Raw genomic sequence first — 23,625 nt, 5'->3', positions numbered from 1 at the left:
AATGGCAAAAGACGACGTCATACAGATGCAGGGCGAGATTCTCGAGAATCTGCCGAATGCAACATTTCGAGTGAAGCTGGAAAACGGACACGTGGTGCTCGGTCATATTTCAGGTAAAATGCGGATGAACTATATCCGCATTCTTCCTGGCGACAAGGTGACGGTAGAGCTGACACCTTATGACCTGAGCCGAGCCCGCATCGTGTTCCGGACCAAGTAACATACAACATTGAACCAAGAAGAGAGTGCAAAATGAAAGTTAACGCCTCAGTCAAGCGGATCTGCCGCAACTGCAAGATCATCAAGCGCAAGGGTGTTGTTCGCGTCATCTGCGTCGAACCACGCCACAAGCAGCGTCAAGGTTAATAACCGTTATTTATCGAGGAATAACGAATGGCACGTATTGCAGGGGTTAATATCCCAAATCATCAGCACACCGTTATCGGCCTGACGGCCATCTACGGTGTAGGCCGCCCGCGCGCGAAGTTCATCTGCGCCGCAACGGGCATCGCGACCAACAAGAAGGTCAAAGACCTGGACGATAGCGAACTGGAAAAGCTGCGCGATGAAGTAGCGAAATTCATCGTTGAAGGCGATCTGCGTCGCGAACTGTCCATGAACATCAAGCGTTTGATGGACCTGGGTTGCTACCGTGGTATGCGTCACCGTAAGGGCCTGCCGGTCCGCGGCCAGCGTACTCGCACCAATGCACGTACCCGCAAGGGCCCGCGCAAAGCCGCACAATCGCTCAAGAAATAATCTAGGGAAATCACATGGCTAAGCAACAAAGCAGCGCAGCAGCAGCTCGCGTTCGTAAGAAGGTCAAGAAGAACGTTGCCGAAGGTATCGCGCACGTGCACGCTTCCTTCAACAACACCATCATCACCATCACCGACCGTCAGGGCAACGCGCTGTCGTGGGCGACCTCCGGTGGTGCCGGCTTCAAGGGTTCGCGTAAATCGACCCCGTTCGCAGCGCAGGTTGCGGCTGAAGCGGCTGGTAAAGTGGCCGTTGAATGCGGCGTGAAGAACCTGGAAGTGCGTATCAAGGGCCCAGGTCCTGGTCGCGAATCCGCAGTGCGCGCACTGAACAACCTGGGCATCAAGATCACCGAGATCCAGGACGTGACCCCAGTGCCACACAACGGCTGCCGTCCTCCGAAGCGTCGTCGTATCTAAAGCACAGTCGGCGGCGGCGGGTACGCCCGCCCGCCAGCCTTCTGTGGTGCAGTACCCCGTTTCATCCGCAGCAAAAAAAATCGCTGGAGCAGGGAGCCGGAAACGGTTATACTGCCCGGCTGTTGTCGCCTGTCGAACCCGTTCGGCGGGTTTTTCGTTTTCAGCCACCGTCTGGCCAAACGCGGACCAGACTAGCGCCTAACTGCATGCAACCATGTAGCTGGGGCGTTATTATTTAAAAAAAGGAAGCATCGTGGCACGTTATATCGGACCAAAAGCAAAACTGTCCCGCCGTGAAGGTACGGACCTGTTCCTCAAGAGCGCACGCCGCTCGCTCGACAGCAAGTGCAAACTGGACGTCAAGCCAGGCCAGCACGGCGTCAAATCGGGTGCCCGCACCTCCGACTACGGCAACCAACTGCGCGAAAAGCAGAAGGTCAAGCGCATGTACGGCGTCCTCGAGCGTCAGTTCCGCCGCTACTTCGCCGAAGCCGACCGCCGCAAGGGCAACACCGGCGAAACCCTGCTGAAGCTGCTGGAAACCCGTCTGGACAACGTCGCTTACCGCATGGGCTTCGGCTCGACCCGCGCTGAAGCGCGTCAGCTGGTATCGCACAAAGCGTTCACCGTGAACGGTCAAGTGGTCAACATCGCTTCCTACGCTGTGAAAATCGGCGACGTCATCGCCGTGCGCGAAAAGTCGAAGAAGCAGACCCGTATCGTCGAAGCGCTGTCGCTGGCTGAACAAGTCGGTATGCCAAGCTGGGTGTCGGTTGACGCCAAGAAAATGGAAGGCACCTTCAAGTCCCTGCCAGAGCGCAACGAAATCGCCAACGACGTCAACGAATCGCTGATCGTCGAACTGTACTCGCGTTAATCGTAGTCAGTTGTAAGCCCCGCCCACTCTCCGGAGTGGGCGTTTTCACTAAGAAATCGTTTCAAAATGACCGTGGCTAGGCTTGGCGCCGCAGACAGTGCGCCTGCACGGCAAGGTGCCACAACGACACCATGGGCTTTTTGAAACGATTTTTAATGCCATCAGCCTTATCGGCGTAACGTGCCGAGGGTATTGAAAAGGACATTTCATGCAAAACAGTTTGTTGAAGCCACGTATTATCGATGTCGAGGCGCTGGGCGCCGGCCACGCGAAAGTCGTGATGGAGCCGTTCGAACGCGGCTATGGCCACACATTGGGTAATGCGCTGCGTCGCGTGCTGCTGTCGTCCATGGTCGGCTACGCGCCCACCGAAGTGACGATCGCCGGCGTCGTGCACGAATACTCGTCGCTCGACGGCGTGCAGGAAGACGTGGTCGACCTGCTGCTGAACCTGAAGGGCGTGGTCTTCAAAGTCCACAACCGTGACGCCGTCACCCTGACCCTGAAAAAGGAAGGCGAAGGCGCCATCCTGGCATCGGACATCGATCTGCCACACGACGTGGAACTGATCAATCCGGACCACGTGATCGCCCACCTGACGGCCGGCGGCAAACTGGACATGCAGATCAAGGTCGAAAAAGGCCGCGGCTATGTGCCCGGTAACGTGCGCCGCCTGTCGGAAGACACCAACAAGACCATCGGCCGCATCATCCTGGACGCTTCGTTCTCGCCAGTGCGCCGCGTGTCCTACTTCGTCGAGTCCGCCCGCGTGGAACAGCGTACCGACCTGGACAAGCTGATCATCAACATCGAAACCAACGGCGTGATTTCGCCGGAAGAAGCGATCCGCCAGTCGGCCCGCGTCCTGGTTGACCAGTTGAACGTGTTCGCTGCCCTGGAAGGCACGGAAGCGGCCGCCGAAGCGCCATCGCGTGCTCCGCTGGTCGATCCTATCCTGCTGCGTCCAGTGGACGACCTGGAGTTGACCGTGCGTTCGGCCAACTGCCTGAAAGCGGAAAACATCTACTACATCGGCGACCTGATCCAGCGTTCGGAAAACGAACTGCTGAAGACGCCGAACCTGGGCCGCAAGTCCCTGAACGAAATCAAGGAAGTGCTGGCGTCGCGCGGCCTGACCTTGGGCATGAAACTGGAAAACTGGCCGCCTGCCGGCCTGGAAAAATAACAGATTGGGTGACAGTGCTGGACATCGCGCAGCGATGTTCTGCCCTGTTACCAACTGATTGGAATTGGGTGACGGTGCCGGACATCGCGCAGCGATGTTCTGCCCTGTTACCAACTGATTTGTATTTTGTCGTACCCGCCCGGCGCATGGCGCGCCGGGCGTTTAACCCACTAGAACCGGTCCGCGCTACCGCCCTGGCGGCAGCGATCGAAGAACTCGGATTTAAACACCATCGAAAGGAAGTACCATGCGTCACCGTCACGGCCTCCGTAAGCTGAACCGTACCTCGTCCCACCGTCTGGCAATGCTGCGCAACATGACCGTTTCCCTGCTGCGTCATGAAGCCATCAAAACCACCCTGCCTAAAGCCAAGGAACTGCGCCGCGTCGTCGAGCCTATCCTGACCCTGGGCAAGACCGACACCCTGGCCAACAAGCGTCTGGCTTTCTCCCGTCTGCGCGACCGCGAAATGGTTGTCAAGCTGTTCGCTGAACTGGGCCCACGCTACGCTGCCCGTAACGGCGGCTACCTGCGTATCCTGAAAATGGGTTTCCGCGTTGGCGACAACGCTCCAATGGCTTACGTTGAGCTGCTGGACCGTCCAGAAGTCACCGCTGTGGAAGACGCACCAACCGCCGAGTAATAGCGGTCGTTGTCACGTCAGAAAAGCCAGGCTCCGCCTGGCTTTTTTGCTTTTCGGCCATCTATCTTAAGCCCGCGCTCAGACGGCGCGCCGCCCGCCGGTGTACTATTGCCCGTTGAACTCATTCCGCCGTCATCGAATACTCTATGTCACGACTTGCCATGTCACGACTCGCCGCCGCCTTTTGCGCGCCCGCGCGTTCCTTCCCGTCCCTTAGCGGGGCCCGGGCGCTGCTGTCCTTGCCTGCGTTGCTGACCGCGTTGCTGGCATTGCTGCTGGCCCTGGGCGCCGCCCGTCCGGCCCATGCCGACGAGGATTATCTGGAACCGGACGCCGCCTTCCGCTTCTCGGCCCGCATGGCCGATGCCCACACGGTGGCCGTCACTTACCAGATCGCGGACGGCTACTATATGTACCGCGAGCGCTTCAAATTCGCGGCCCAGGGCGCCACGCTGGGCGCGCCCAAGATCCCGGCGGGCAAGATCCACTTCGATGAAACGTTCCAGAAGAACGTGGAAACCTATCGCGGCAGCGTCACCATCACCATCCCCGTCGAGGCGAACGGCGGCTTCACGCTCGTGTCCACCGGCCAGGGTTGCTCCGACAAAGGCCTGTGCTATGCGCCCCAGGACGCCAAGGCCGCACTGACGGCCAGCGGTGGTCCCGGCCTGGCTGCGCTGGCCATGGGCCAAGCTGCGCCGCCGGGCGCCGTCAGCCAGTCGGCGCCGGGCGCGCAATCGTCCGTCCCGTCCGCCCCCGTGCCCCCCGGCGTCACCGTCAACGCCGTGCCCACGCCGGAAACGACGGTGGTGACGGAGGCCGCCAGCACGCCAGCCCCGGCCGCCGCCGCAGCAGCGGCCCAAGCGGGCGGGGTGGAAGCGGCGCTCAAGGGCGGCAAGCTGCTCGTGATCGTGCCGCTGTTCATGCTGCTGGGCCTGGGCCTGGCGTTCACGCCCTGCGTGCTGCCCATGGTGCCTATCCTGTCCTTCATCATCGTGGGCGAGGGCGCCAAGGCCAGCCGCGCGCGCGGCCTGCTGCTGTCGGCCACCTATTCGCTGGGCATGGCCATCGTCTACACGGCGCTGGGCGTGGCTGCCGGCCTGATCGGTGAAGGCCTGGCCGCCACCTTGCAGAACCCGTGGGTGCTGGGCGCCTTCGCGCTGCTGATGGCCGCCATGTCGCTGTCCATGTTCGGCTACTACAACCTGCAGGTGCCCGCCGCGCTGCAAACCCGGCTCAGCGCCATGTCGCACCGCCAGGCGGCCGGCAAGCTGGCCGGCGTGTTCGTGATGGGCGCCATTTCCGCCCTGATCGTCGGCCCTTGCGTGGCCGCGCCACTGGCCGGCGCCCTGGTCTACATCAGCCAGACGCGCGACGTCATCATCGGCGGCAGCGCCCTGTTCGCCATGGCGGTCGGCATGAGCGTGCCGCTGCTGCTGGTGGGCGTGTCGGCCGGCACCTTGCTGCCCAAGGCGGGACTGTGGATGGATGCCGTCAAGCGCTTCTTCGGCGTGCTGCTGCTGGCGATGGCGTGGTGGCTGGTGTCGCCCGTGCTGCCGGCGGCCGTGCAGATGCTGGGCTGGACGGCGCTGCTGGTGGGCTACGGCGTCTACCTGCTGCGCAACAAGACGGGCCATTGGGCGTCCAAGAGCGCCGGGCTGGTGTTCGCCGCGCTGGGACTGGTGCAACTGGTGGGGGTGAGCACGGGCGGGCGTGACGTGCTGGCCCCGCTGGCGCACCTGCAGGCGCAAGGCGCGGTGCAGCCGCTGCCGTTCAAGCGCGTCAAGACGGTGGCGGAACTCGATGCCGTGCTGGCCCAGACGGGCGGCAAGAGCGCGTTGCTGGACTTCTACGCCGACTGGTGCGTGTCCTGCAAGGAAATGGAAAAGCTGACCTTCGTGGCGCCGGCCGTGCGCGCGCGGCTGGCCAACACGGTGCTGCTGCAAGTGGACGTGACGGCCAACGACGAAGCGGACAAGGCCATGTTGAAGCGTTTCCACCTGTTCGGCCCGCCGGGCATCATCCTGTTTGACGGCAAGGGCCAGGAACTGGCCGATGCCCGTGTGATCGGCTTCCAGGATGCCGACCAGTTCCTGCAGTCGCTGTCGCGCTTGCCGCAATAAGGCGAACGCGCCCGGTCATGTGCCGGGCGCCGCTCGGTCTTACTCGTGGCGATGGCCCATCATGCGATGCGGGCCGTGGGCGCCGCCCATCACATGGTCATCGAAAATGGCTTTTTGCTCCGTGGTCAGCTGGCCGTAAAAGGTGTTCAGCGCGCCCAGATGGCCTTCCATGGCCAGCGTACGCTGCTTGCTCATGTCGATCATCCTGGCCAGGCGCTCCGGCGCCGGCAGCTTGGCCATGGCCGCGTGGTCGATGTGTTCGGCGGGCAGGGCAGGCTTGATGGCGTTCTGGTAAGCCGTCCAGGCTGGTTCCTGGGCCGCCGTCAGCTTGAGCAGGTCGTGCAGCTTGGCCTGGTGCTTGGCGAACATGTCGGCCATGCGGGCCTGGCGCTGCTCGCTGTTGGCCTGCCAGCCGTGGCGGCCGGCCGCCGCGTCATCGGCCAGGGCGGCGGTGCTGGCGCCGGCCAGGCCCAGCACGGTCATGCCGATCAAGATGCTTTTGCGTACGGTGTTCATGGTTGCTTCCTTTGTCAAAGTCGTGGGGAGACGCTGCGTTCTTGCTCATCTCATGAGACATATGGTGGCAGGCCGGTGTTTCGGGCTAGTGTCCCGATTGCCGGTTTTTGTATCAAACTGTTTCCCCGGCAAGGTGGTACTACAAGCCGATACAAATGCACCTTGGTCAGGCGCGGCCAAACTGGCGATAATGAAGGCATGGAATCCATCTCGACAATTCTGATCGTTGACGACGATCGCGACATCCGCACCCTGCTGGCCGATTACCTGGAAACGAATGGCTACCGCACGCTGGGCGCGGCCGACGGTGCGGCCATGTGGAAGCTGCTGGACGAGTCGCGGCCCGACCTGGTGGTGCTGGACCTGAACCTGCCCGGCGACGATGGCCTGACCCTGTGCCGCAAGCTGCGCGCCCATTCGACCTTGCCCGTCATCATGCTGACGGCCCGCAACGAGCCGCTGGACCGGATCCTGGGCCTGGAAATGGGGGCCGACGACTACCTGCCCAAGCCATTCGAGCCGCGCGAGCTGCTGGCCCGCATCCGCAGCGTGCTGCGCCGTAGTAACGCCATGCCGGCCAGCCATGGTGGCGACAAGGCCGAGCGCATCCGCTTCTCCGGCTGGACGCTGGACTTGACGGCGCGCCACCTGCTCAACCCGGACGGTCTGGTGATCATGCTGTCTGGCGCGGAATTCCGCTTGCTCAAGGTGTTCCTGGAACACCCCAACCGCGTGCTCAACCGCGACCAATTGCTGAACCTGACCCAAGGCCGCGACGCCGATCCGTTCGACCGCTCGATCGACATCCAGATCAGCCGCCTGCGCCAGAAGCTGGGCGAGGATGCGCGCCTGCCGCAAATCATCAAGACCGTGCGCAACGGCGGCTATGTGCTGGCCGGCCAGGTCGCCGTGGAGCCGCAGGCGTGAAAGCATTCATCGGCTCCATGACGGGGCGCGTGTTCCTGGTGCTGCTGCTGGGCATCATCGCCTCGGCCGCGCTGACCCAGTGGCTGGCCGTGAGCGAGCGCACGCGCGCGCTGGAACGCTACCGCGACTTCCACGCGCTGGAGCGGGCCGAACAACTGATCACGACGGCCGACGTGGTGCCGCAAGCGTCCCGCCCACCGTATCTGCGGGTGGCCAGCCGGGGCAGCGTGCGGCTGGAGCCGGCCGGCACGGCCGCCGCCGCTGGTGGCTTGCCGGCCACGGAATTCACCCAGACCTTGCAGACCCGGCTGGGCACGGGCTTCACGCTCTATCCGCTGGCCGAACGGCCGGCCGAATGCGATTTGCCGCGCAAACCGATCACCCTGTTCGGCCCCAAGCAATGGCACGGCACCTGCGAAACCATGCTGGTGCGCATGCACGATGGCGCCGTGATGAAGCTGTCCGTGCTGCCGCCGCGCCCGCCGCCAAGTGGCGGGCGTAAAGAACCGCTGACCTTGCTGCCTTTCCTGCTCAGCATCGCCGTGCTGGCGTATTTCGTGGCCCGCATGGCCATGCGTCCGCTCAAGCAACTGGCGCAGGCGGCCAAGGACCTGGGCAACGACATCAACCGGCCGCCGCTGGCCATCGGCGGCGCGTCTGAAATCCGGCAGGCGGCTGGCGCCTTCAACGCCATGCAGGCCCGCATCCGCCAGCACATCTCGCAGCGCACGGAAATGCTGGCCGCCATCACCCACGATCTGCAGACCCCGCTCACCCGTATGCGCCTGCGGCTGGAAAAAGTGCACGACGCCGAGTTGCAGCAGCGCCTGGTGGACGACCTGTCGGCCATGCAGCAAATGGTCAAGGAAGGGCTGGACCTGGCGCGCAGCATGGACAGCACGGAAACCATGCAGGCGCTGGACCTCGATTCGCTGCTCGACAGCGTCTGTTCCGACGCGGCCGACAGCGGCCAGCAAGTGGACCTCAAGGGGCAGGCCGCCATGGCCTTGATGGGCCGGCCGCTGGCGATCCGGCGCTGCCTGGTCAACCTGCTCGACAACGCCGTCAAGTACGGCCAGTACGCGCATGTGACGGTGGAACGGATGGTGGGCGCGGCCCGCATCCGCATCCGCGACGGCGGCCCCGGCATCGCGCCGGAACAGATGGCGCGCGTGTTCGAACCGTTCTACCGGATCGAATCGTCGCGCTCGCGCGCTTCCGGCGGCACCGGCCTGGGCCTGACGATCGCCCGCAACATCGCCGAGCAGCACGGCGCCAGTCTGATGCTGGCCAACCATGCGCAGGGCGGCCTGGAAGTGACGCTGATCGTGCCCGAATACTACGCCGGACGCTGAGCTGTCCATCCCCCATGGCGGCGCCCGCGCCGTCATATTTTTCCGGAAGAATATGCGACAATGTTTCGCTTATGCCCGGCGGCAACACTCTTGACCAACATGAAAAAAACTTCCCTCGCATTCCTGGCCGGCGCGGTCATCGTGGCCGGCTATGGCGTCTGGCATGTCACCCACCAGGCCGGCGCTCCGGCGGCCGCCAAGTCCGGTGCGCAAGGCCCCACGACGGTCACCGTGATCACGCCGCGGCGCCAGGACGTGCCCGTGATCTTCCAGGCCAACGGCACCGTCACCCCGATCAGCACGGTGGACCTGCATCCGCAAATCACCAGCACCATCGCCAGGGTCCACATCAAGGAAGGCCAGTTCGTGCGCGCCGGCGAGCTGATGTTCACACTGGATGACCGCAGCGCCCGCGCCAATCTGGACAAGGCGCAAGCCCAGGTGGCGCGCGACCAGGCATCGCTGGCCGACCTGCAGCGCCAGTACCAGCGCAGCCAGGAATTGTTGAGCAAGAACTTCATCGCCCAGGGCGCCGTCGACACGCTCAAGAGCCAGGTGGAAGCGGCCCGTGCGCTGGTGCAGGCCGACACGGCCGCCGCCCGTTCGGCCGGCGTGGACGCCAGCTACTCGGCCATCCGCGCGCCCATGGCGGGCCGGGTGGGCGCCATCAACGTTTATCCGGGCAGCCTGGTGCAGTTGAGCACCTCGCTGACCACCATCACCCAGCTCGACCCCATCACGGTCGCCTTCACCTTGCCTGAAAGCGCGCTGGCCGATGTGCTGGCGGCCCAGCGCGCCGGCAGCGTGCCGGTGCAGGTGACGGCCGGCGCCGGCGGCGCCTCCAGCGTCTCCGGCGGCGCCTCCAGCGTCTCCGACGGCGCCTCCAGCGTCTCCGGCGGCGCCACCAGCCCCGCCAGCGGCGCCGCCAGCCCGTCCGGCACCACTCTCGACGGCGTGCTCAGTTTCGTCGACAACACCGTCGATCCCGTGGCTGGCGTGATCCGCGTGAAAGCCCAGTTCGCCAATGCCGGCACGCCATTGTGGCCGGGCCAGTACGTCAACGCCCGCCTCACCGTGCGCACCCTCAAGGATGCGCTGGTGGTGCCGCAAAACGCTATCATCAGCAACACGCGCGGCACCTTCGTCTACACGGTGGCGCCGGACCAGACGGCCAAGACCAATCCCGTGCAGCGCCTGTATGCGTTCGGCACCGACGCCGCCGTGTCCGGCCTGACGGCCGACGCGCAAGTGATCGTGGAAGGCAAGCAGAACCTGCGGCCGGGCGGCAAGGTCAAGCCGGTGGCCGCAGGCGGGCACGACAGCGCGTCGGCCCAGGCCACCCCGTTGGCGCAAAAAGGTAAAACGGAATGAACCTGTCCGAATTATGCATACGCCGCCCCGTGATGGTGGTGCTGCTGTCGCTGTCGCTGATCCTGGCCGGCGTGCTGGCCTATACCAGCATCCCGGTGGCGGCACTGCCCAGCTTTAACACCCCCGTCATCAACGTCAATGCCGACCTGGCCGGCGCCAGCCCGGACACCATGGCTTCGTCCGTCGCGCTGCCGCTGGAAAAGCAGTTCTCCACCATCGCCGGCCTGAACCTGATCACCTCCACCAGCAGCCTGGGCACCACTTCGCTGACGCTGGAATTCGACCCGTCCATCGACGTCAACGCGGCCGCCGTGGACGTGCAGGCGGCCTTGTTGCGGGCCCAGCGTTCGCTGCCGCAGGAAATGACGGAACTGCCGTCCTACCGCAAGGTCAACCCGGCCGACGCGCCCGTGTTGTTCATGACCATGACGTCGCCGTCGCTGAGCCTGTCGGAACTGAACGACTACGCGGAAAACCTGATCGCCCCCAGCCTGTCCACCTTGCCCGGCGTGGCCCAGGTCAGCGTCAACGGCCAGAAGCGTTTCGCGGTGCGCATCCGGGCCCGCACCGACCAGCTCAACGCGCGCAACCTGACGCTCGATGAACTGGCCACCGCCGTCAAGGCCGCCAACGCCAACAGCCCGCTGGGCATTCTGGACGGCCCCAGCCAGACCCTCACCATCCAGGGCAACGCCCAGCTGATGAAGGCGTCCGAATTCGCCGAGCTGATCGTGGCCACCCGCAACGGCCAGCCCGTGCGCCTGAAGGAAGTGGCCACCGTGGAAGACAGCTACCAGTCCGTCAAGACGGCCGGCAGTTACAACGGCGAACGCGCCATCGTGCTGCTGGTGCAGCGCCAGCCCAACGCCAACACGGTGCAGGTGGTGGACGGCGTGCGCCAGTTGCTGCCGCGCTTCCTGGCCCAGTTGCCCAGCTCGATCAAGATCAACCTCGTCAACGACCGCTCCGTCTCGATCCGCGACGCCATCCACGACGTCAATATCACGCTGGCGTTGACGGTGGGCCTGGTGGTGCTGGTGATCTTCCTGTTCCTGCGCCGCGCGGCCGCCACCTTCATTCCAGGCATCACCATGCCGATTTCGCTGCTGGGCGCGCTGGCGCTGTTGTACGCGTTCGGCTACAGCCTGGACAACGTGTCGCTGCTGGGCATTACGCTGGCCGTGGGCCTGGTGGTGGACGACGCCATCGTGGTGCTGGAAAACATCGTGCGCCACGTTGAACTGGGCAAGAAACCGTTGCAGGCGTCCCTGATCGGGGCGCGCGAGATGGGCTTCACCATCGTCTCGATTTCCATTTCGCTGGTGGCCGTGTTCATCCCCATCTTTTTCATGCCGGGCACGATAGGCTTGCTGTTCCATGAATTCGCCGTGGTGGTGTCGCTGTCGATCCTGGTGTCGGCCATCGTCTCGCTGACGCTGGTGCCCATGCTGGCCAGCCGTTTGCTGCCGGCCGATCCACACGACGCCGAGGGCGACGACACCTTCATCGGCCGCTGGTTCGAGGCCGGCTTCGCGCGCCTGCGCCAAGGCTACGCGCGCACGCTGGACGTGGCGCTGGCGCACCGTTACGTGGTGCTGGCGATCGCGCTGGGCACCTTCGCGTTGACGGCCGTGCTGTACGTGACCATTCCCAAGGGTTTCTTCCCGGAAGAGGACCTGGGCCAGATCCGGGTGACGACGGAAGCGGCGGAAGACATTTCCTCGTCGGCCCTGATGGCTTTGCAGGAAAAGGTGGCCGACGTCATCAAGGCCGATCCCAACGTGCAGGATGTGACGTCCTTTGTCAGCGGCGGCAACAGCGGCCGCATGTTCCTGGTGCTCAAGCCGCGCGAACAGCGCGCCAAGATGCCGCAGGTGCTCGACAGCCTGCGCAAGGCCACGCGCGCCATCGCCGGCGTATCGGTCTACCTGAGTCCGATCCAGAACCTGCAACTGGGCGGCCGCCCCAGCAAGAGCCGCTACCAGTACACGCTGCAATCGGTCAGCCCCGATGCGCTGGGCGACTGGGCCACCAAGTTCCTCGACCGCATGCGGGCCGACAATGATTTCCGCGACGTCACCAGCGATGCCCAGAACCGCGGCTTGCAGGCGTCGCTCAAGATCGACCGCGACAAGGCCAACAACCTGGGCGTGCAGATCGCCGACGTGCGCAGCGCGCTCTACCTGGCCTTCGGCGAGCGCCAGGTGTCGACCATCTACTCGTCGGCCGCCAGCTATTTCGTGATCTTGGAAGCGGCCACCGAGGACCGCCAGTTCGACGATGCGCTGACCCGCATTTCGGTGCGCAACAAGGCTGGCCAGCTGGTGCAGTTGTCCAGCTTCGCCACGGTCGAGCGCACGGTCGGCCCCACGGCCGTCAACCACCAGGGCCAGTTACAGGCGATCACGCTGTCGTTCAACCTGGCGCCGGACGTGCCGCTGGGTGTGGCCACGGCCAAGATCGACAAGATGGGCGCGGCCATGAACTTGCCGGCTTCCATCATCACCAGCTACGGCGGCGACGCGGCCGTGTTCCAGAGTTCGCAAGGCAGCCAGCTGATCCTGATCGTGGCCGCGCTGGGCGTGATCTACGTGCTGCTGGGCGTGCTGTATGAAAGCTTCATCCACCCGCTCACCATCCTGGCCGGCCTGCCGTCGGCCGCCGTGGGCGCGCTGCTGACCTTGCGCATGTTCAACCTGGACCTGACCATGATCGCCATCATCGGCATCCTGATGTTGATCGGCATCGTCAAGAAGAACGCCATCATGATGATCGACTTCGCCCTGCACGCGCAGCGCAACGGGGGCATGACGCCGGCCGCCGCCATCCGCGAGGCTTGCGTGCTGCGTTTCCGCCCCATCATGATGACCACCATGGCGGCCCTGATGGGCGCCTTGCCGATCGCGCTGGGCCTGGGCGCGGGCGCCGAACTGCGCCAGCCGCTGGGCCTGGCCGTGGTGGGCGGCCTGGTGTTCTCGCAAGTGATCACGCTCTATATCACTCCCGTCATCTACCTGTTCCTCGACAAGTACAGCGGCAGCGGCCCCATGGCCGATGACGTGCTGGCTGGCGAACCGCAAGCTGGCAGCACTGTTGCATTGAAAGCTGTTAATACCGTCAAGCATTGAGCGGCGACAAGCCGCACCGCTGAGCCCCTTCGTATCATAGGCAAGGACTTTTTTCCTTGCAGCAAGGAGGGGCGATGAAGCGATACACCATCACCATCATCGGCATGGGCCCGCGCGGACTCAGCGTTCTGGAGCGGCTGGCGGCCCTGGTGCGCGGCCGCGACCTGTTGCTCGACCTGATCCTGGTCGAGCCCGGCGAGTGCGGGCAGGGCGTGCATTCCGCGCGCCAGCCCCAGCACTTGTTGATCAACACCATCGCCAGCCAGGTCACGCTGTTCCCCGCGCCGGGCGTGGTGAAGCAGGGGCCGCCGTGCGCCGCGCCCTCGCTCACGCAATGGGCGCGCGAGGCCGGCTACCGGCGTGTGGGCGAGCAGTATTACCGCATCGGCGCCACCGGAGCCGGGGCCGAGATCAGCGAACTCGATCATCTGCCGCGCCGCCTGCTGGGCGAATACCTGACCTGGGGCTACGAACAACTGGTGGCCAGCTTGCCGGACGGCGTCACGCTGACCCACCACCGGCTGCGCGCGCACGACCTGTGGCAGCAGCCCGACGGGCGCTGCGTGGTGGAACTGGAAAGCGGCTTCATCATCCTGAGCGACTTCGTGTTCCTCACCACCGGCCATGGCAACAATGTGCTCAGCGACCATGACGCGTGGTGCCGCAAGTTCGCCCAGGATCACGCGCGCTACAACAGCCGGCTGGGCTACTACCGCCACATCTATCCGCTGGAGCAACTGGTCCGGATAGGGGCCGACGCGCGGGTGGCCATCCAGGGCCTGGGCCTGAGCGCGCATGATGTGATCGCGGAATTGACGGTGGGGCGGGGCGGCGCCTTCGTGCGCGACGCGCACGGCATGCGCTACGAAAAATCGGGACGGGAGCCGACACTGCTGCTGTGCTCGCGCCAGTGCCTGCCATCGGCGGCCAGGGGCCTGAACCAGAAGGGACTGGACGGCCGCCACCAGCCGCACTTCTTCACGCCCGAAGCGATCGAAGCCCTGCGCTACCGGGCCCAGCGCGAGCGGGGCAGCCGCCAGCTTGATTTCGATGTGGAATTGCTGCCGCTGCTCAAGCGGGAGATGGGTTACGTCTACCGTGCCACGGTCGATGGCCGCGCACCCGACCCGGCCAGCTACGTGCTGGCCCCGCCGGAAGCGGAGATCATCGACGGTTTGCTGTTCCCGCTGCGGGGGCGCGAGTTCGGCACGCTGGACGCGTTCCGCGCCTATTTCCGCCGCTGGCTGATGGAGGACCTGGCCGAAGCCCACAAGGGCAACGTCGACAGCCCCGTGAAGGCGGCCACCGACGTACTGCGCGACGTACGGGCCGGCCTGCAGGCGGCGCTGGAATTCGGCGGCCTGACGCCGGCCTCGCACCGCAAATTCCTCAACGTCTACCACCCCATCATCAACCGCATCGCGTTCGGCCCGCCCCGGCACCGCAACGAGGAATTACTGGCCCTGCTGGACGCGGGCGTGGTGCAGATCGTATCCGGCCCCAATGGCGTGATCGGCATCGACGAGAATGAATCGACTTTCGTGCTGCAAACCCGTTTCGGCGCACAACAGGAGCGCCACCCGTTCGACGTGCTGGTGGTGGCCAGGCTGGACGTGTTTTGCCCGGAAACGGACGATTCCCCCTTCACCCAGAACCTGATGCGGCGCGGCATGGTGCGGCCGTATTACAACGGGGTGTTCCACCCGGGCGGCATCGACATCGACCTGGATGGCCACCCGCGCAACGCGGCTGGCCAGGCGGCAGGCAATATCTGGGCGCTGGGTTTCCCGGTCGAAGGGCCGCATTACTACACCCATGCCTTGCCCCGGCCCCTGATGCGGTCGCGCCAGGTACTCGACGCCGAGCGTTGTGTTTCCGCCATGTTTGCACAAATTCCGGACGCGCCGCGCCGCGGCCCGCGCCGCCGTCCCGAGGCGGATGCCGAACTTTCTCCCTTGCCGGCCCAGCCGCGCGTCACCATGTAGCGGTGTTGATACATACCGTAACATTCATCAAGACCAAGCTCCGGTAAGCTACCGGAACTCAGGCTGGCCCACCTGCGCGCGCACCGCGCGGGCGGCGCCGGCCTGGCGGCGCGGTTCCAAAAATGGCGGGACTCTGGCACTATGACCGCATTTTGACGATCACGCACCACGAAGGTTCGCTCTTGCACGACGATACGCACACGATGTCAGCAGATTCCGAGTATTGCCACAGCTGCGGCCAGCGCCTGCCAGCCCGCGATGGCTATGGCTATGGCCGGCGCAAGCGCATGTCGGACCGGATCGGCGTCGCCATCTCGATCGGCCTGCACTTGCTGGCCGTGCTTTACTATTTCCTCAAGCCCAGCGAACCGTTCCACCGCACGCCGCCGCGCGGGGACGGGGAGATGGTCTACATCGCGCCGCTGCCGAACCAACCGAATAAACCGAACAAGCCGGAGAAGAAGACGGAACTGGCCAAGGCCAAGCCGCAGCCGCAGCCCAAGCATGCGGTGGCCGCCATCACGCCGCCGGCCGCCGCCCGGCCCAAGCTGGAAACCTATGTGCCGCCCGTGGTGGCGCCCATGCAGCCGCCGCCCGAGCAGGATATGTCGGAAATGATCGCCAAGCGCCGCGCCCAGCGCGCCGCCGAGAACCCGCAGCCGTCCGAACCGGCGCCGGAAAGTGAGAATGACCGCGCCAACCGCATCGCCAGGGCCAACATCGCCGGCGCCCAGGGCCGCTCCAACGGCCGCGACCGCGACGACACGGGCGGCCTGTTCTCCATCGCCGACCGCACCTACCATGGCGCCGACGTCAAGTTCCGGGGCTGGAACACGAATTTCCGCCGCAACTGGACCCAGCAGGTGCACGTGGAAGTGGGCGACTGGCCGGACCTGGAAACGGCCATCGTGAAGAAAATGATCGAGATTATCCGCAAGGACCACCCGGCCGACTTCCCATGGGAATCGCAGCGCCTGGGCAAGGTCATCACGATGAGCGCCCGCAAGCAGGATGAGCCGGAATTGACGGCGTTCCTGTTGAAGGAAATGTTCCCCGAATACCGGCGCGGCCGGTAGGGCATAAAGCAGCGGGGTCAGTTCCGGCAACGTGCCAAATGGTGGCGCGATGCCGGAACTGACCCCGGTCTTCCGATTTTCGGCGGGGCCGCCGCAGCGGCCTCCGCTCCCTTGGACTTAGGCGCGGGCCTTGAGCAAACGCGCCACGTCCAGCGCGAAGTAGGTCAGCACGCCGTCGGCGCCGGCCCGTTTGAACGCCATCATCGATTCCATCATCACCTTGTCGTGATCCAGCCAGCCGTTCTGGGCGGCCGCCTTCAGCATCGCGTATTCGCCGCTGACCTGGTAGGCGAAGGTGGGCACCTTGAATTCATCCTTCACGCGGCGCACCACGTCCAGATAGGGCATGCCGGGCTTGACCATGACCATGTCGGCCCCTTCGGCCAGATCCAGGCCCACTTCGCGCAGCGCCTCGTCGCTGTTGGCCGGGTCCATCTGGTAGGTGTTCTTGTCGCTCTTGCCCAGGTTCTTGGCCGAACCGACGGCGTCGCGGAACGGACCGTAGAAGGCCGACGCATACTTGGCCGAATACGCCATGATGCGGGTGTGGATAAACCCGTTTTCCTCCAGCGCGGCGCGGATGGCGCCGATGCGCCCGTCCATCATGTCCGACGGCGCCACCACGTCCACGCCCGCTGCGGCCTGGGTCAGCGCCTGGCGCACCAGCATGGCGGTGGTGGCGTCGTTGATCACGTAGCCGTTGTCGTCGATCAGGCCGTCCTGGCCGTGGCTGGTGTACGGGTCCAGCGCCACGTCCGTCAGGATGCCCAGTTCCGGGAACGCTTGCTTGAGGGCGCGCACGGCGCGCGGCACCAGGCCGTCAGGGTTGGTCGCCTCCACCCCGTCCGGGGTTTTCAGGGCGCTGTCGATCACGGGGAACAGGGCCAGCACGGGGATGCCCAACGCCACGCATTCCTCGGCCACCTTCAGTAGCAGATCCACCGATACCTGCTCCACGCCCGGCATGGACGCCACCGGCTCGCGCTGGTTGACGCCGTCCAGGATGAACACGGGGTAGATCAGGTCGGAGGCGGTGACGGTGTTCTCGCGCATCAGGGCGCGCGAGAACGGGTCGCGGCGCATACGGCGCATGCGGATGGCGGGAAACTGGGCGGTAACGTGAGGAGTGTGCATTGCGGGCATTCCACTTTCTACAGTTTAGGGTTGGGCGCTGCCGGCGTCGGCATCCACATCGTCGTCGTCATCGTCGGGCGCTTCGATCAGGTCCGTCGCGGCGGCCGCCTCGTCTGCCGTCAGGCCGGCCAGTTCGATGATCTTGTCGTTGGCTTCGTCGATGCCGATGCGCTTGAGCGCGGAGAACAGTTGCACGGTGAAGGGGAAGCCTTCGCCGTCCTCGTCCACGTAGCTGTCGAGCTTGGCCTTGGCCTGGCGCAGCACGTTGACGGATTCGTTGCGGTTGAGCTTGTCAACCTTGGTCAGGATGCAATGGATGGGCTTGCCCGTGGGGGCGAACCATTCCAGCATCTGGATGTCGAGCTCGGTGAACGGGCGGCGCGCGTCCATGATCAGGATCAGGCCGGCCAACTGGTCGCGCCGTTGCACGTAGTCGCCCAGCAGGCGCTGCCAGTGCAGCTTGGCCGAACCGGACACTTCCGCATAGCCATAGCCGGGCAAGTCCACCAGCAGGCAGCGGATTTCGTCGACGATGGTGGGATCTTTCCGGTGCTGGGCCACGTGGGCGCCGCCGATCGAGAAGAAATTGATGTGCTGGGTGCGGCCCGGGGTCTTGGACGCGAACGCCAAGCCCTTCTGGTTGCACAGGATGTTGATGGCGGTCGATTTGCCGGCGTTGGAACGGCCGGCGAAGGCGATTTCCGGCACCGTGGTGTGGGGCAGGTCGCGCAGTTGGTTGACGGTCGTAAAGAAGCGGGCTTGCCAGAGTATTGACATGGGATAGGTAGAAAATGCAACAAGAGGGGCAAAAGCCTGAGAAAGCTATTGTACAATAAGGGGTTACGAATTGTTGCCAAGCATATTTCGTGCTAGATCGAAGCAGTGTGCGCAGCGATGCGCGCGGCAGTGCGGCGGGGAATCGACGGCAACGTTTTTTTACCACCAATTTATTGACTAGTCTCAGGGTGTCTGAATGAATCGTGCCTTTTCACCATTTGCAAAATCCTTGATCGTCGCTCTGCTGGCTGTGTCGGCGACCGCGTCGGCGTCCGAAGAGAAAAAACCTGCCCATGCAGAGCCGGTGGTGGTCAAGGCCGATCCGGCCAAGGGCGCCAAGCTGTTCACGGAAGGCGACGCCACCCGCAGCCTGCCCGCTTGCGTGGCTTGCCACGGCGAAGCTGGTAATTCGACCATCGCCGTCAACCCGAAACTGGCGGGCCAGCATGAAGGCTACATCGTCAAGCAACTGAACGATTTCGCCAGCCCCGCGCGCACCCAGGCCATCATGTCGACCTACGCCAAGATGATGACGGACGAGGACAAGAAGAACATCGGCGCCTACCTGGCCGCCCAGGCGCAAAAGCCTGGCGCCGCCAAGGACAAGGATACGGTCGATTTGGGCAAGAAAATCTATCGCGGCGGTATCGCCGAGAAGAACGTGCCGGCCTGCGCCAGCTGCCATGGCGCCGGTGGCGCCGGCGTACCGGTGCAATACCCGCGCATCGGCGGCCAGCACCAGGATTACACGGTGGCCCAGCTGGACCTGTTCCGCACGGACGCCCGCAAGAACAGCGCCCAGATGAGCACCATCGCCAAGCGCATGTCGGCCGAAGAAATCAAGGCCGTGGCCGATTACGTCGCTGGCTTGAAATAATCGATTGTTGTCCCGCGCCGGCCTCCGGTGCGGTGGCGGACACGGAAGTGAAAAAAGGGCGGCAGCGTAAAGCGGGCTGCCCTTTTTGTTGGTATGCTGCCTGCTTCCGATCCCGCTCCTCCCTCACAAAAGACGCGCATGAGTAGCCCTAGCACCACCGGTATTGAACTGAAAACCCGCCGCCCCATCGTGGGCGAAGTCGTCGAGCTGATCTCGTCGATGCGTTTCGCCATCGCGCTGCTGACCCTGATCGCCATCGCCGCCATGATCGGTACGGTGATGAAGCAGAACGAACCGATGCCCAACTACGTGAACCAGTTCGGCCCGTTCTGGTTCGACGTGTTCGAGAAGCTGAGCCTGTATTCCGTCTATTCGGCCTGGTGGTTCCTCACCATCATGGGTTTCCTGGTGGTGTCCACCTCGCTGTGCATCGTGCGCAATACGCCCAAGATGCTCAAGGATATGCGCAGCTGGCGCGAGCACGTGCGCGAGCAGTCGCTGCACAACTTCCACCACAAGCACCAGTGGCAGACGGCGCTGGCCCGGCCCGCGCTGGTGCAGCAGACCATGAACCGCCTGCACGACGCCGGCTACCGCAGCAAGGCCGTGGAAAAAGAGGGCGCCACGCTGGTGACGGCCAAGAAGGGCGCCGCCAACAAGTTCGGCTACATCTTCGCCCACTCGGCCATCGTCATCATCTGCATCGGCGGCCTGCTCGATTCGGACATGCCGATCCGGGTCCAGGAATGGTTCCTGGGCAAGACCCCATTCGCCGGCAATGGCGTGATCGCGGAGATCCCCAGGCAGCACCGGCTGGGCCTGAGTAACCCCACCTTCCGTGGCAACACCATGATCCCGGAAGGCTCGGCCAGCGACGCCGCCATCATCCCGCGCGCCGATGGCGTGCTGATCCAGGACTTGCCGTTCACGATCCAGCTGAAGAAATTCCACATCGAGTTCTACACGACGGGCATGCCCAAGCTGTTCGCCAGCGACGTGGTGATCCGCGACCATGAATCGGGCAAGACCTTCCCCGCCACCATCGAAGTGAACAAGCCCCTGATCTACAAGGGCCTGGCCGTGTACCAGTCCAGCTTCGAGGATGGCGGCAGCAAGCTGCAACTGACCGGCTTCCCGATGGCCGGCGGCGCCAGGCAGACCTTCAAGATCAACGGCGAAGTGGGCGGCAGCACCGCCATGGGCGACGCTTACACGGTGGAGTGGTCGGGCTTCCGTCCCTTCAATGTGGAAAACCTGGCCAGCACCGATACCCGCGCCGTGGCCAAGGGCCAGAGCTTCAACGAGCAGTTCGCCGTGGGCCTGGACAAGCACCTCGGTTCGGCCGCCAAGAACGCCAACAACAAGGACTTGAAGAACGTTGGCCCCAGCGTGCAGTACAAGCTGCGCGACAAGACCGGCCAGGCCCGTGAATACCAGAACTACATGCAGCCGGTGACGGTCGACGGCGCCACCGTGTTCCTGGCCGGCATGCGGGTGAGCCCCGGTGACCCGTTCAGCTACCTGCGCATCCCGGCCGACGATGGCCACAGCGTGACGGAATGGATGCGGCTGCGGGCCGCCATCCACAACCCGGCCCTGCGCACGCAAGCGGCCCAGCGTTACGCCCAGCACGCCATGCCCAACGGCAGCGACGCGCTGCGCGCCCAGTTGCAGCAGTCGGCCGAGCGCAGCATGGCCATCTTCGCCGGCAACGACAAGGAAGCCGGCTTCGTCGCCATTTCCCGCTTCCTGGAAAAAGTGCCGCAGGCCGAACAGGAAAAAGCGGCCGACATCTTCATGAAGATCCTCAACGGCGCCCTGTGGGATTTGTGGCAGGTGGCGCGCGCCCAGGATGGCGTGGCCCCGGCCCCGGCCGATGAAGTCCACGGCCGTTTCCTGCAACTGGCCACCAACGCGCTGTCCGACAGCTTCTTCTACGGCGCGCCGTTCTACCTGCAGCTGGACGACTTTACGGAAGTGAAGGCATCCGTATTCCAGGTCACCCGCTCGCCGGGCAAGGCCGTGGTCTACTTCGGCTGTCTGCTACTGGTGCTGGGCGTGTTCGCCATGTTCTACATCCGCGAGCGCCGGGTCTGGGTCTGGGTCAAGGAAGCGGGCGGCGGCACGGATGCCGTGATGGCCATGAGCACCCAGCGCAAGACGCTCGATTTCGAGCATGAATTCGCTAGCCTGAAAGAAAAACTGCCGCAATCGGCGTAAGCTGTCAAAAAAGCCGGAGAATAGAGATGGAATTGTCACAAAGCACCACCACTTATACCCAGGCGCCAGGCTATTTCAAGCGCCTGGGCCTGCTCGACTGGCTGTTCGCGGCCGGCCTGCTGGCCGCCGCCCTGTACGCGCTGAACCGCTTCGGCAACTACATGGATGTCTATGAGAAAGGCATCCTGCTGGGGGCCGTGCCCACCTTCGCGGCGCTGGGCTGGCACTGGAAGCCGGTGCGCTGGCTGATGCCGCTGGTGGCCTTGCTGGCGCTGTGGGCCATTTCCCTCTACGCCGGCGAGCTGGACATGGGCACCAAGAAGTTCTTGTTGCGCAACATGCTGTCGAGCCAGTCCGCCATCCTGTGGATGAGCGTGATGTTCTTCCTGTCCACCTTGTTCTACGGCATCGGCCTGGCCACGCGCTCGGCCACCGGCGCCACCATCGGCTCCAAGCTGTGCTGGACGGCCGTGGTGCTGGGCCTGACGGGCTTGATGGTGCGCTGGTACGAGTCCTACCTGATCGGCACCGACGTGGGCCACATCCCCGTCTCCAACCTGTATGAAGTGTTCATCCTGTTCTCGCTGATCACGGCCATGTTCTACCTGTACTTCGAGCAGCGCTACGCGACCCGCCAGATGGGCGCCTTCGTGCTGCTGGTGATCTCGGCCGCCATCGGTTTCCTGCTGTGGTACACGGTCAGCCGCGACGCGTCCGACATCCAGCCGCTGGTGCCGGCCCTGCAAAGCTGGTGGATGAAGATCCACGTGCCGGCCAACTTCATCGGCTACGGCAACTTCGCGCTGGCGGCCATGGTGGCGGCCGCCTACCTGCTCAAGAGCTCGGGCCGGCTGACGGACCGCCTGCCGTCGCTGGAAGTGCTGGACGACGTGATGTACAAGGCCATTTCGGCCGGTTTCGCCTTCTTCACCATCGCCACCATCCTGGGCGCGCTGTGGGCGGCCGAGGCCTGGGGCGGCTACTGGTCGTGGGACCCGAAGGAAACCTGGGCCCTGATCGTCTGGCTCAACTACGCGGCCTGGCTGCACATGCGCCTGATGACGGGCTTGCGCGGCCGCGCGGCCGCCTGGTGGGCGCTGACGGGCCTGATCGTCACCACCTTCGCCTTCCTGGGGGTGAATATGTTTCTGTCCGGTTTGCACTCCTACGGCAAGCTCTAAGCCAGGCCTAAGCACGGTCGACGACAGAATGGTGTAAGGTTTGCGCTGGGTGGACAGACCAAGTCTCAAACCCGCACCTTTCTGGAGTCGCCATGCTGATCAAACGTTCCCCCAACGGCCTCGATGTGCCGTTTCCCTCCGAAATCACGCCGCGCGCCGTATTCGAGTCGCGCCGTCATTTCATGAAGCAGCTGGCGGCCGGCACGATGGGCAGCGCCGCCTTGCTGGAGCTGGCCAGCCGCGAAGCGTTCGCGCAAGGGGTGAACCCCAAGCTGGCCGGCGCCCGTAATCCCGCCTTGTCAGCCATGGACAAACCCACGGCCTACAAGGACGCCACCAGCTACAACAATTTCTACGAATTCGGCACCGACAAGGCCGATCCGGCCCAGTACGCCCACACGCTCAAGCCCCGGCCATGGACCATCACCATCGACGGCGAAGTAAAAAAGCCCATGACCCTGGACCTGGACGCGCTGCTCAAGCTGGCGCCGATCGAGGAACGCGTGTACCGGCTGCGCTGCGTGGAAGGGTGGTCGATGGTGATTCCGTGGATGGGCTACTCGTTCTCCGAGATCATCAAGCGGGTCGAACCGACCGGCAACGCCAAATACGTGGAATTCACTTCGCTTTCCGACAAGAAACAGATGCCCGGCGTGGGCAGCCGCGTGCTGGAATGGCCCTATGTGGAAGGCTTGCGGCTGGACGAGGCGCGCCACCCGCTGGCGCTGCTGACCCTGGGCATGTATGGCGAAACCTTGCCCAACCAGAACGGTGCGCCGGTGCGCATCGTGCTGCCGTGGAAGTACGGCTTCAAGTCGGCCAAGTCCATCGTCCGCATCCGCTTCGTCAAGGACCAGCCCCGTACGGCGTGGAATGTGGCCGCGCCGCAGGAATATGGTTTCTATTCCAACGTCAATCCGGAAGTCGATCACCCGCGCTGGTCGCAGGGCACCGAGCGCCGCATCGGCGAGGACAGTTTCTTCAGCCGCAAGCGCAAGACGCTGATGTTCAACGGTTATAGCGACGTCGCCTCGCTGTACACGGGCATGGACTTGAGAAAGTATTTCTGAC

Annotated in this window: 21 protein-coding genes; 18 read left to right on the top strand and 3 right to left on the bottom strand. The window is 64.3% G+C overall.

Translation table 11 applies throughout. The features are described 5' to 3' along the window. The first annotated feature begins 1 nt into the window (after position 1). The 8 genes from infA (at position 2) to dsbD (ending at position 6,007) form a co-directional block, all read left to right on the top strand. Complete coding sequence (gene infA / locus H3H39_RS00755) at positions 2 to 220, top strand: translation initiation factor IF-1 (protein WP_005663428.1); 219 nt, start codon at positions 2 to 4, stop codon at positions 218 to 220. A gap of 32 nt (positions 221 to 252) precedes the next feature. Then, complete coding sequence (gene rpmJ / locus H3H39_RS00750) at positions 253 to 366, top strand: 50S ribosomal protein L36 (protein WP_005663407.1); 114 nt, start codon at positions 253 to 255, stop codon at positions 364 to 366. A 27-nt stretch (positions 367 to 393) separates the two neighbouring features. Next, complete coding sequence (rpsM, locus tag H3H39_RS00745) at positions 394 to 759, top strand: 30S ribosomal protein S13 (RefSeq protein WP_008444337.1); 366 nt, start codon at positions 394 to 396, stop codon at positions 757 to 759. A 14-nt stretch (positions 760 to 773) separates the two neighbouring features. Beyond that, positions 774 to 1,178: a 30S ribosomal protein S11 gene (gene rpsK, locus H3H39_RS00740; protein WP_008444339.1), complete on the top strand. Its 405-nt coding sequence runs from the start codon at positions 774 to 776 to the stop codon at positions 1,176 to 1,178. Between the two features lie 253 nt (positions 1,179 to 1,431). Beyond that, on the top strand, positions 1,432 to 2,055 hold the full coding sequence (gene rpsD, locus H3H39_RS00735; protein ID WP_182151363.1) for a 30S ribosomal protein S4: 624 nt from the start codon (positions 1,432 to 1,434) through the stop codon (positions 2,053 to 2,055). A 208-nt stretch (positions 2,056 to 2,263) separates the two neighbouring features. Then, a complete protein-coding gene (locus H3H39_RS00730) occupies positions 2,264 to 3,241 on the top strand; it encodes a DNA-directed RNA polymerase subunit alpha (RefSeq protein ID WP_182151362.1) in 978 nt (325 codons plus the stop codon). 247 nt (positions 3,242 to 3,488) lie between these two features. Further along, positions 3,489 to 3,884, top strand: a complete 396-nt coding sequence (gene rplQ / locus H3H39_RS00725; protein WP_182151361.1) for a 50S ribosomal protein L17 — start codon at positions 3,489 to 3,491, stop codon at positions 3,882 to 3,884. A 161-nt stretch (positions 3,885 to 4,045) separates the two neighbouring features. Further along, positions 4,046 to 6,007, top strand: coding sequence for a protein-disulfide reductase DsbD (gene dsbD, locus H3H39_RS00720; RefSeq protein WP_182151360.1), 1,962 nt, complete (start codon positions 4,046 to 4,048; stop codon positions 6,005 to 6,007). Positions 6,008 to 6,046: 39 nt separating this feature from the next. Here dsbD and H3H39_RS00715 read toward each other — a convergent pair whose 3' ends face one another. Continuing rightward, the gene (locus tag H3H39_RS00715; protein WP_182151359.1) at positions 6,047 to 6,523 is read right to left on the bottom strand and encodes a Spy/CpxP family protein refolding chaperone; all 477 of its coding nucleotides are present in this window, start codon (positions 6,521 to 6,523) and stop codon (positions 6,047 to 6,049) included. 198 nt (positions 6,524 to 6,721) lie between these two features. On the opposite strand from H3H39_RS00715, the gene H3H39_RS00710 reads away from it, so the two are divergent. The 6 genes from H3H39_RS00710 (at position 6,722) to H3H39_RS00685 (ending at position 16,365) form a co-directional block, all read left to right on the top strand. Further along, the gene (locus H3H39_RS00710) at positions 6,722 to 7,450 is read left to right on the top strand and encodes a response regulator (protein WP_182151358.1); all 729 of its coding nucleotides are present in this window, start codon (positions 6,722 to 6,724) and stop codon (positions 7,448 to 7,450) included. Next, on the top strand, positions 7,447 to 8,805 hold the full coding sequence (locus H3H39_RS00705; protein ID WP_182151357.1) for an ATP-binding protein: 1,359 nt from the start codon (positions 7,447 to 7,449) through the stop codon (positions 8,803 to 8,805). The genes H3H39_RS00710 and H3H39_RS00705 overlap by 4 nt, the downstream gene beginning before the upstream one ends. Before the next feature lie 99 nt (positions 8,806 to 8,904). Further along, positions 8,905 to 10,176 (top strand): efflux RND transporter periplasmic adaptor subunit, encoded by a 1,272-nt coding sequence (locus tag H3H39_RS00700; RefSeq protein WP_182151356.1) that lies wholly within the window; start codon positions 8,905 to 8,907, stop codon positions 10,174 to 10,176. Beyond that, positions 10,173 to 13,304, top strand: a complete 3,132-nt coding sequence (locus H3H39_RS00695) for an efflux RND transporter permease subunit (protein ID WP_182151355.1) — start codon at positions 10,173 to 10,175, stop codon at positions 13,302 to 13,304. The genes H3H39_RS00700 and H3H39_RS00695 overlap by 4 nt, the downstream gene beginning before the upstream one ends. 74 nt (positions 13,305 to 13,378) lie before the next feature. Further along, positions 13,379 to 15,289 (top strand): FAD/NAD(P)-binding protein, encoded by a 1,911-nt coding sequence (locus H3H39_RS00690; protein WP_182151354.1) that lies wholly within the window; start codon positions 13,379 to 13,381, stop codon positions 15,287 to 15,289. Between the two features lie 203 nt (positions 15,290 to 15,492). Further along, positions 15,493 to 16,365, top strand: a complete 873-nt coding sequence (locus H3H39_RS00685) for a hypothetical protein (RefSeq protein WP_229217812.1) — start codon at positions 15,493 to 15,495, stop codon at positions 16,363 to 16,365. 117 nt (positions 16,366 to 16,482) lie between these two features. Here H3H39_RS00685 and hemB read toward each other — a convergent pair whose 3' ends face one another. Next, positions 16,483 to 17,499 carry a porphobilinogen synthase gene (hemB, locus tag H3H39_RS00680; RefSeq protein WP_182151353.1) on the bottom strand — a complete coding sequence of 339 codons (1,017 nt, stop codon included), beginning with the start codon at positions 17,497 to 17,499 and terminating at the stop codon, positions 16,483 to 16,485. A gap of 24 nt (positions 17,500 to 17,523) precedes the next feature. Beyond that, entirely contained in the window at positions 17,524 to 18,276 is a 753-nt protein-coding gene (gene yihA, locus H3H39_RS00675; RefSeq protein ID WP_182151352.1) for a ribosome biogenesis GTP-binding protein YihA/YsxC, read from the bottom strand. Positions 18,277 to 18,472: 196 nt separating this feature from the next. Here yihA and H3H39_RS00670 point away from each other — a divergent pair, with 196 nt between their 5' ends. The 4 genes from H3H39_RS00670 (at position 18,473) to msrP (ending at position 23,624) form a co-directional block, all read left to right on the top strand. Then, on the top strand, positions 18,473 to 19,153 hold the full coding sequence (locus H3H39_RS00670) for a c-type cytochrome (RefSeq protein ID WP_182151351.1): 681 nt from the start codon (positions 18,473 to 18,475) through the stop codon (positions 19,151 to 19,153). 138 nt (positions 19,154 to 19,291) lie between these two features. Next, complete coding sequence (locus H3H39_RS00665; protein WP_182151350.1) at positions 19,292 to 21,373, top strand: cytochrome c biogenesis protein ResB; 2,082 nt, start codon at positions 19,292 to 19,294, stop codon at positions 21,371 to 21,373. A 26-nt stretch (positions 21,374 to 21,399) separates the two neighbouring features. Continuing rightward, complete coding sequence (gene ccsB / locus H3H39_RS00660) at positions 21,400 to 22,554, top strand: c-type cytochrome biogenesis protein CcsB (RefSeq protein WP_182151349.1); 1,155 nt, start codon at positions 21,400 to 21,402, stop codon at positions 22,552 to 22,554. 92 nt (positions 22,555 to 22,646) lie between these two features. Further along, a complete protein-coding gene (msrP, locus tag H3H39_RS00655; protein WP_182151348.1) occupies positions 22,647 to 23,624 on the top strand; it encodes a protein-methionine-sulfoxide reductase catalytic subunit MsrP in 978 nt (325 codons plus the stop codon). The last annotated feature ends 1 nt before the right edge of the window (position 23,625 follow it).

Source organism: Rugamonas apoptosis, assembly GCF_014042355.1.
In the GTDB taxonomy this organism is placed as follows: domain Bacteria; phylum Pseudomonadota; class Gammaproteobacteria; order Burkholderiales; family Burkholderiaceae_D; genus Rugamonas; species Rugamonas apoptosis.
The sequence above is the reverse complement of the archived record's forward strand: the minus strand, read 5'-3'. Positions and strand labels throughout refer to the sequence as shown.